Below are 6467 nucleotides of genomic sequence, written 5' to 3'. Positions count from 1 at the left end.
CCCCCCCCCCCCCCCCCCCCCCCCCCCCCCCCCCCCCCCCCCCCCCCCCCCCCCCCCCCCCCCCCCCACTACCGGGATCAATTCGGTGATACCAGCTTCAGGCCGATCACGCCGGCCACGATCAGGCCCACACAGGCCAAGCGTGCCGGCGAGGCGCTGTCGTTGAACAGGTAGATGCCCAGTACGGTCACGCCCATGGCGCCGATGCCGGTCCAGATCGCATAGGCCGTGCCGACCGGAATGTTCTTCATCGCCTGGCTCATCAAATACAGGCTGATCAGCGCCGACACCACCGTCAGGGCGGTCGGCACGGGTTTGCTGAAACCTTCGGAGTACTTCATTCCAAGGGCGAATCCGATCTCGAACAGACCGGCCAGCAGCAGGTAGATCCAGGGCATGGGTGGGGGCTCCTTACCTTTTTGGGAAAAACGAAACGGCCCGGTGTTTTCACACCGGGCCGTAGGTCGGTACATCGCCGTGGAACTGAAGATTGCGCCAAGCGCAGGCTCCACGGGGCGGGGCGTCCCGCCTGGGTGGCGATGCCTGCCGGCATCGCACATGGGTCACTCAGCCAGGTTGCGGCCGTGGAACAGCTCTTCGATCTCACGACGCAGCAGCGCTTCGATCTTCATGCGTTCCTTGAACGAGATGTTCTTGGCCTTTTCCTCGAACAGGTACTGGTCCAGGTCGAAGTCCTTCAGGTGCATCTTCGTGTGGAAGATGTTTTCCTGGTAGACATTGACGTCGAACATCTCGTAACGCGACTTGATGTTCTTGGCCAGGAAGTTCTGGATCGAGTTGATCTTGTGATCGATGTAGTGCTTCTTGCCCTTCACATCACGCGTGAAGCCACGGACACGGTAGTCCATGATCACGATGTCCGATTCCAGGCTCTCGATCAGGTAGTTCAGTGCCTTCAACGGCGAAATGACGCCACAGGTAGCCACGTCGATATCGGCGCGGAAGGTGGCAATGCCTTCCTGCGGGTGCGTTTCCGGATAGGTGTGCACGGTGATGTGCGACTTGTCCATGTGCGCGACCACGGCATCGGAAATCAACTCCTTGCCGGCCTGCTTCTTGTCGATCACCGGCTCTTCGGAGATCAGGATCGTCACCGAGGCACCCTGCGGATCGTAATCCTGGCGCGCCACGTTGAGGATGTTGGCGCCGATGATCTCAGCGACATCGGTCAAGATTTGAGTAAGCCTGTCGGCGTTGTACTCTTCATCGATGTATTCAATGTAACGCTGACGCTCCTCTTCGGTGCGCGCGTAACACACGTCATAGATGTTGAAGCTCAGCGCCTTGGTGAGGTTGTTGAAACCCTGCAACCTCAGGCGAGGCAACGGCTTGACCACGGCGGTCGATTCCTGTGTAAGAAGGGAAAGGGGGAATTATGCGGCATAAGTGTCTCCAGGGGGAACGTGAAGACGCTCAGGTTCTGGCACACTGTTTGCCCTTAACAATTGCGCTGGTTAAGCTCCGCTATCGACCCCGTGAATCCGTTCATGCGCAGAGGGAGCGCCCCTATCGTGTCAACCGTGCGCCTAGCTAGCAGCCCATTGGCCTTGGACATCGCAACAATCGACCGCTTCCTGGCACACAGCCACCGGCGGCGCTATCCCACCCGTACCGACGTCTTCCGACCCGGTGACCCGGCGGGAACCCTGTATTACGTCATCAGCGGCTCGGTTTCGATCATGGCCGAGGAGGAGGAGGACCGCGAGCTGGTGCTGGGCTATTTCGGCGCCGGTGAGTTCGTCGGCGAGATGGGCCTGTTCGTGGAGTCGGACCGCCGCGAGGTGATCCTGCGCACCCGCACCGCCTGTGAGCTGGCCGAAATCAGCTACGAGCGCCTGCATCAGCTGTTCCTCGGCCCGCTGTCGGCCGATGCCCCGCGCCTGCTGTACGCGCTGGGCCAGCAGATCTCCAAGCGCCTGCTGGACACCAGCCGCAAGGCCAGCCGCCTGGCGTTCCTGGATGTCACCGACCGTATCGTGCGCACCCTGCACGATCTGGCGCAGGAGCCGGAGTCGATGAGCCATCCGCAGGGCAGCCAGTTGCGCGTCTCACGCCAGGAACTGGCCCGCCTGGTCGGCTGCTCGCGCGAAATGGCCGGCCGGGTGCTGAAGAAGCTGCAGACCGACGGCCTGCTGCACGCCCGCGGCAAGACCGTGGTGCTGTACGGCACCCGTTGACCACCCGGTGTCCGCCGGGCATGGCCCGGCGCTACCACAAGACCTGCGCCGGTAGCGCCGGGCCATGCCCGGCGGATCGCCATACGTGCGACGTACCATCGCATGTCCCGCACACCCGCTTCCGCTAGGCTCGATCCATGGAACTGAGCAGCGAATTCTGGTGGTTCATCCTCATCGGCCTTGGCGCACAGCTGGTCGATGGTGCGCTGGGCATGGCCTTCGGGCTGGTTTCTTCATCGGTGCTGCTCAGCATGGGGCTGCCTCCCGCACAGGTCAGCGCCAGCGTCCATACCGCTGAGGTGTTCACCACCGGGGCCTCCGGTGTGTCGCATCTGGTAGCAGGAAATGTCGACAAACGCCTGTTCTTCCGCCTCGCGCTGCCCGGCGCACTGGGTGGTGCACTCGGCGCGTACGTCCTGACACAGGTCCCTGGCGACCTGATCCGCCCGCTGATCTACCTGTACCTGCTGGTGCTGGCCATCATCATCCTGGCCCGCGCGGCTGGCCGCTGGATGCCCAAGGGCGAGATCCGCCGGGTGCCGGTGCTGGGATTCTTCGCTGGCCTGCTCGATGCCAGCGGCGGCGGCGGCTGGGGCCCGGTGGCCACCTCCACCCTGCTCGCCCGCGGTGGCCAGGCCAGGACCACGATCGGCACCGTCAACGCGGCCGAGTTCGTGGTCACCCTGACCATTTCGGCCACGTTCCTGCTGTCGATGGGGGTGCAGCACCTGCAGATCGTCGCCGGCCTGTTGATCGGCGGCATGATGGCGGCGCCGGTGGCGGCGGTGCTGGTGAAACGGGTGAAGGAACGCTGGGTGCTGGTCGCAGTGGGCGTGCTGGTGCTGGGCATCAGCCTGTTCCAGGTGGGCCATGCGCTGTTCGGGTACCTGGGCCGCTGACCGCCCGCCGGGCGTGGCCCGGCGCTACCCGCGTGGGCTTCGGTAGTGCCGGCCGCTGGCCGGCAACCTCATGAACTCCGGAAACGCGTGCCAGGTTGCCGGCCAGCGGCCGGCACTACCGGGTCCCTGCCCGGCGGGCAGGCGGGATCGATTACGCCTTGTCGCCACCGCGGTCCACGCAGCCCCAGTTGAGGATGCGGGTGCCGGCCGGCAGCACGCGGCGGAAGAATTCCACCTTGGCCGGCTTCGGGTTGACCACCACCGGCGCTTTCGCCGCCAGCAGCAGCGGGAGATCGGCGGTGCTGTCGGAATAGGCGACGTCGATGTCGCCGTAGCCGCGCTCGCGCAGCATGCGCATCTTCTCTTCGTTGTGGCAGTGTCGGGTCGGCCCTACCCCGCCCAGACGCGGCCCCACTTCGGTGCCGATCACCGGCACGTCCTGGTGAGCGACAAAGGCCAGGATCGCACGGGCCAACTCCGGCGGCGCACCGGTGGCCACCACCACGCGGTCGCCCTTGGCACGATGCGCGGCGAACACCTCCAGCGCCTGCGGCAACAGCTTGGCGCGCATCTGCGCCTCGTTGCGCAGCACGTAGGCGTCGATCACCTTGTTGAACTCACGCGCGCGGTGCAGCCCGAAACTGCCGATCCAGACATAGACCGAGATACCGGCACGGCGGGTCGGCAGCATCGCCACCATCGGCCCGGCGATCGGGGTGACCAGCAGCGCCGCCAGCATCCGCAGCGGGTTGCGCTTGATCAGCGAGGCGAACAGGTGGGTACCCGAATCGCCGTCATACAGGGTGTGGTCGAAGTCGAAGACCACCAGCGGCGCATCCTCGCGCGGCGTTGGATAGTACGTTTTCATGCTGCGAAGAATAGCTGACGCAGACCCTCGCCCGGCTCTTCCACGCGCATGAAGGCCTCGCCGACCAGGAACGAGTGGATGCCGGCATCGCGCATCAGCGCCACGTCCTGCGGGCCGAGAATGCCACTCTCGGTGACCAGCAGGCGATCGCGCGGCACGGCCAGGCGCATGTCCAGCGTGGTCTGCAGCGACACCTCGAAAGTGCGCAGGTTGCGGTTGTTGATGCCGATCATCGGCGCCGGCACCTGCAGTGCACGTTCCAGTTCGTCGATGTCATGCACTTCCACCAGCACGTCCATGCCCAGCGACATCGCCAGTTCGGACAGCGTGGCCAGCTGCGTATCGTCCAGCGCGGCGACGATCAGCAGGATGCAGTCGGCGCCGAGCACGCGCGCCTCGACCACCTGGTAGGCGTCGATCACGAAGTCCTTGCGCAGCACCGGCAGCGTGCAGGCGTCGCGGGCCTGCTGCAGGTAGGCATCGGCACCCTGGAAGAAATCGACATCGGTCAGCACCGACAGGCAGCTGGCGCCGCCGAACTCGTAGCTGACCGCGATGTCGGCCGGGCGGAAGTCGGGGCGGATCACGCCCTTGGACGGGCTGGCCTTCTTCACTTCGGCAATCACCGCCGGATCGCCATTGGCGACGGCGGCCTGCAGCGCGCGCACGAAACCGCGCACCGGTGGCGCATCGGCCAGCGCGGCCTGCAGCTCCTCAAGCGGCCGCTGGGCGCGGCGCTGGGCTACTTCTTCGGCCTTGCGGGCCAGGATCGTCTGCAGGATATCGCTCATCGTCGTCGGGTCGGTGCTGGGGCGGTGAGGACGACCATTATCGGCCATCGGGTGGGTCAGGCTGAACCGCGCGCTCAGGCAACCAGCGCGCGGGTGGTATCGACATACTGCTGCAGGCGGGCACGGGCGCTGCCATCGGCGATGACCGCGCGGGCACGGGCCAGGCCGTCGCCGATATCGCTGGCTACGCCGGCCACGTACAACGCTGCGCCCGCATTCAGGGCGACGATGTCCAGCGCCGGACCCGGCTCGTTGTCGAGCACCGCGCGCAGCATGGCAATGGATTGCTCCGGGCCGTCCACGCGCAGGTTGCGGCTGGCCGACATGGCGATGCCGAAGTCTTCCGGATGGATCTCGTACTCGCGCACCTTGCCGTCGCGCAGCTCACCCACCAGGGTGCCGGCGCCCAGCGAGATCTCGTCCATGTTGTCGCGGCCCCAGACCACCATCGCACGCTCGGTACCCAGCTCGCGCATCACGCGCGCCTGGATGCCCACCAGGTCGGGATGGAACACGCCCATCAGCACCGACGGTGCACTGGCCGGGTTGGTCAGCGGCCCGAGGATGTTGAAGATGGTGCGCACGCCCATCTCGCGACGCACCGGCGCCACCACCTTCATCGACGGATGGTGGATCGGCGCGAACATGAAACCGATGCCGGTCTGTTCGATGGCCGCGGCCACCTGCGCCGGCTGCAGCTCGATCGCCGCGCCCAATGCCTCGACCGCATCAGCGCTGCCGGACTTGGACGACACGCTGCGGTTGCCATGCTTGGCCACGCGCGCGCCGGCGGCAGCAGCAACGAACATCGCGCAGGTGGAGATGTTGAAGGTATGCGAGCCATCGCCACCGGTGCCGACGATGTCGACCAGGTGGGTGGTATCGGCGACCGGCACGGCCAGCGCGAATTCGCGCATCACTGTCGCCGCGGCGGCGATCTCGTCGATGGTTTCCTTCTTCACGCGCAGGCCGGTGAGGATGGCGGCGGTCATCATCGGCGAGACGTCGCCGCGCATGATCTGCCGCATCAGGTCGACCATTTCGTCGAAGAAGATTTCGCGGTGTTCGATGGTGCGTTGCAGGGCTTCCTGGGGGGAGAAGCTCATCGGAATACTCCTTGGATCAGGCAGCCGGGCGCTGCAGGAAATTGCGCAGCAGCGCGTGACCGTGCTCGGTGAGGATCGATTCGGGATGGAACTGCACGCCCTCCACCGGGAACTGGCGGTGGCGCAGGCCCATGATCTCTTCGATCGAGCCATCCTCGTTCTCGGTCCACGCAGTCACTTCCAGCGCATCGGGCAGGCTGTTCTTGTCCACCACCAGCGAGTGGTAGCGGGTGGCCTGGTAACCGTCCGGCAGGCCGGCGAATACGCCCTTGCCCTCATGGCGGATCGGCGAGGTCTTGCCGTGCATGATGTTGCCGGCGCGGATGACCGTGCCGCCGTAGACCTGGCCGATGCCCTGGTGGCCCAGGCACACGCCGAGGATCGGCGTGGTCGGCCCCAGGCGCCGGATCAGCTCCAGAGACACGCCCGCTTCGTTGGGCGTGCACGGGCCGGGCGAAATGACGATACGTTCGGGGTTCTGCGCGGCGATCTCGTCCACGCTCATCGCATCGTTGCGCACCACCTTCACTTCGGCACCCAGCGTCTGCAGGTACTGCACGAGGTTGTAGGTGAAGCTGTCGTAGTTGTCGATCATCCACAACATG

Annotated in this window: 8 protein-coding genes; 2 read left to right on the top strand and 6 right to left on the bottom strand. The window is 65.7% G+C overall.

Annotated elements, in window-relative coordinates:
* Positions 1-77 precede the first annotated feature (77 nt).
* On the bottom strand, positions 78-398 hold the full coding sequence (locus AC3WTC_RS16125; protein WP_025874621.1) for a DMT family transporter: 321 nt from the start codon (positions 396-398) through the stop codon (positions 78-80).
* Positions 399-563: 165 nt separating this feature from the next.
* Complete coding sequence (gene speD, locus AC3WTC_RS16120; RefSeq protein ID WP_025874620.1) at positions 564-1358, bottom strand: adenosylmethionine decarboxylase; 795 nt, start codon at positions 1356-1358, stop codon at positions 564-566.
* 150 nt (positions 1359-1508) lie between these two features.
* Here speD and crp point away from each other — a divergent pair, with 150 nt between their 5' ends.
* A complete protein-coding gene (gene crp, locus AC3WTC_RS16115; protein ID WP_025874619.1) occupies positions 1509-2198 on the top strand; it encodes a cAMP-activated global transcriptional regulator CRP in 690 nt (229 codons plus the stop codon).
* A 137-nt stretch (positions 2199-2335) separates the two neighbouring features.
* Positions 2336-3097 carry a sulfite exporter TauE/SafE family protein gene (locus AC3WTC_RS16110; RefSeq protein WP_025874618.1) on the top strand — a complete coding sequence of 254 codons (762 nt, stop codon included), beginning with the start codon at positions 2336-2338 and terminating at the stop codon, positions 3095-3097.
* Positions 3098-3248: 151 nt separating this feature from the next.
* Here the strand turns inward: AC3WTC_RS16110 and AC3WTC_RS16105 are convergent, their stop codons facing one another.
* The 4 genes from AC3WTC_RS16105 to AC3WTC_RS16090 all read right to left on the bottom strand — a co-directional run bounded on the left by AC3WTC_RS16105 (position 3249) and on the right by AC3WTC_RS16090 (position 6466).
* A complete protein-coding gene (locus tag AC3WTC_RS16105; RefSeq protein WP_033832397.1) occupies positions 3249-3965 on the bottom strand; it encodes a haloacid dehalogenase-like hydrolase in 717 nt (238 codons plus the stop codon).
* Positions 3962-4756: an indole-3-glycerol phosphate synthase TrpC gene (trpC, locus tag AC3WTC_RS16100; protein ID WP_100437005.1), complete on the bottom strand. Its 795-nt coding sequence runs from the start codon at positions 4754-4756 to the stop codon at positions 3962-3964. The genes AC3WTC_RS16105 and trpC overlap by 4 nt, the downstream gene beginning before the upstream one ends.
* 74 nt (positions 4757-4830) lie before the next feature.
* Positions 4831-5862, bottom strand: a complete 1032-nt coding sequence (gene trpD / locus AC3WTC_RS16095) for an anthranilate phosphoribosyltransferase (RefSeq protein WP_093818186.1) — start codon at positions 5860-5862, stop codon at positions 4831-4833.
* A 16-nt stretch (positions 5863-5878) separates the two neighbouring features.
* A complete protein-coding gene (locus AC3WTC_RS16090; RefSeq protein ID WP_492711922.1) occupies positions 5879-6466 on the bottom strand; it encodes an anthranilate synthase component II in 588 nt (195 codons plus the stop codon).
* Position 6467 lies beyond the last annotated feature (1 nt).

The organism is Stenotrophomonas sp. FW305-C-20-S1 (genome assembly GCF_058783335.1).
Note: the sequence above shows the minus strand (reverse complement) of the source record. Positions and strands in the feature narration are given on the sequence as shown.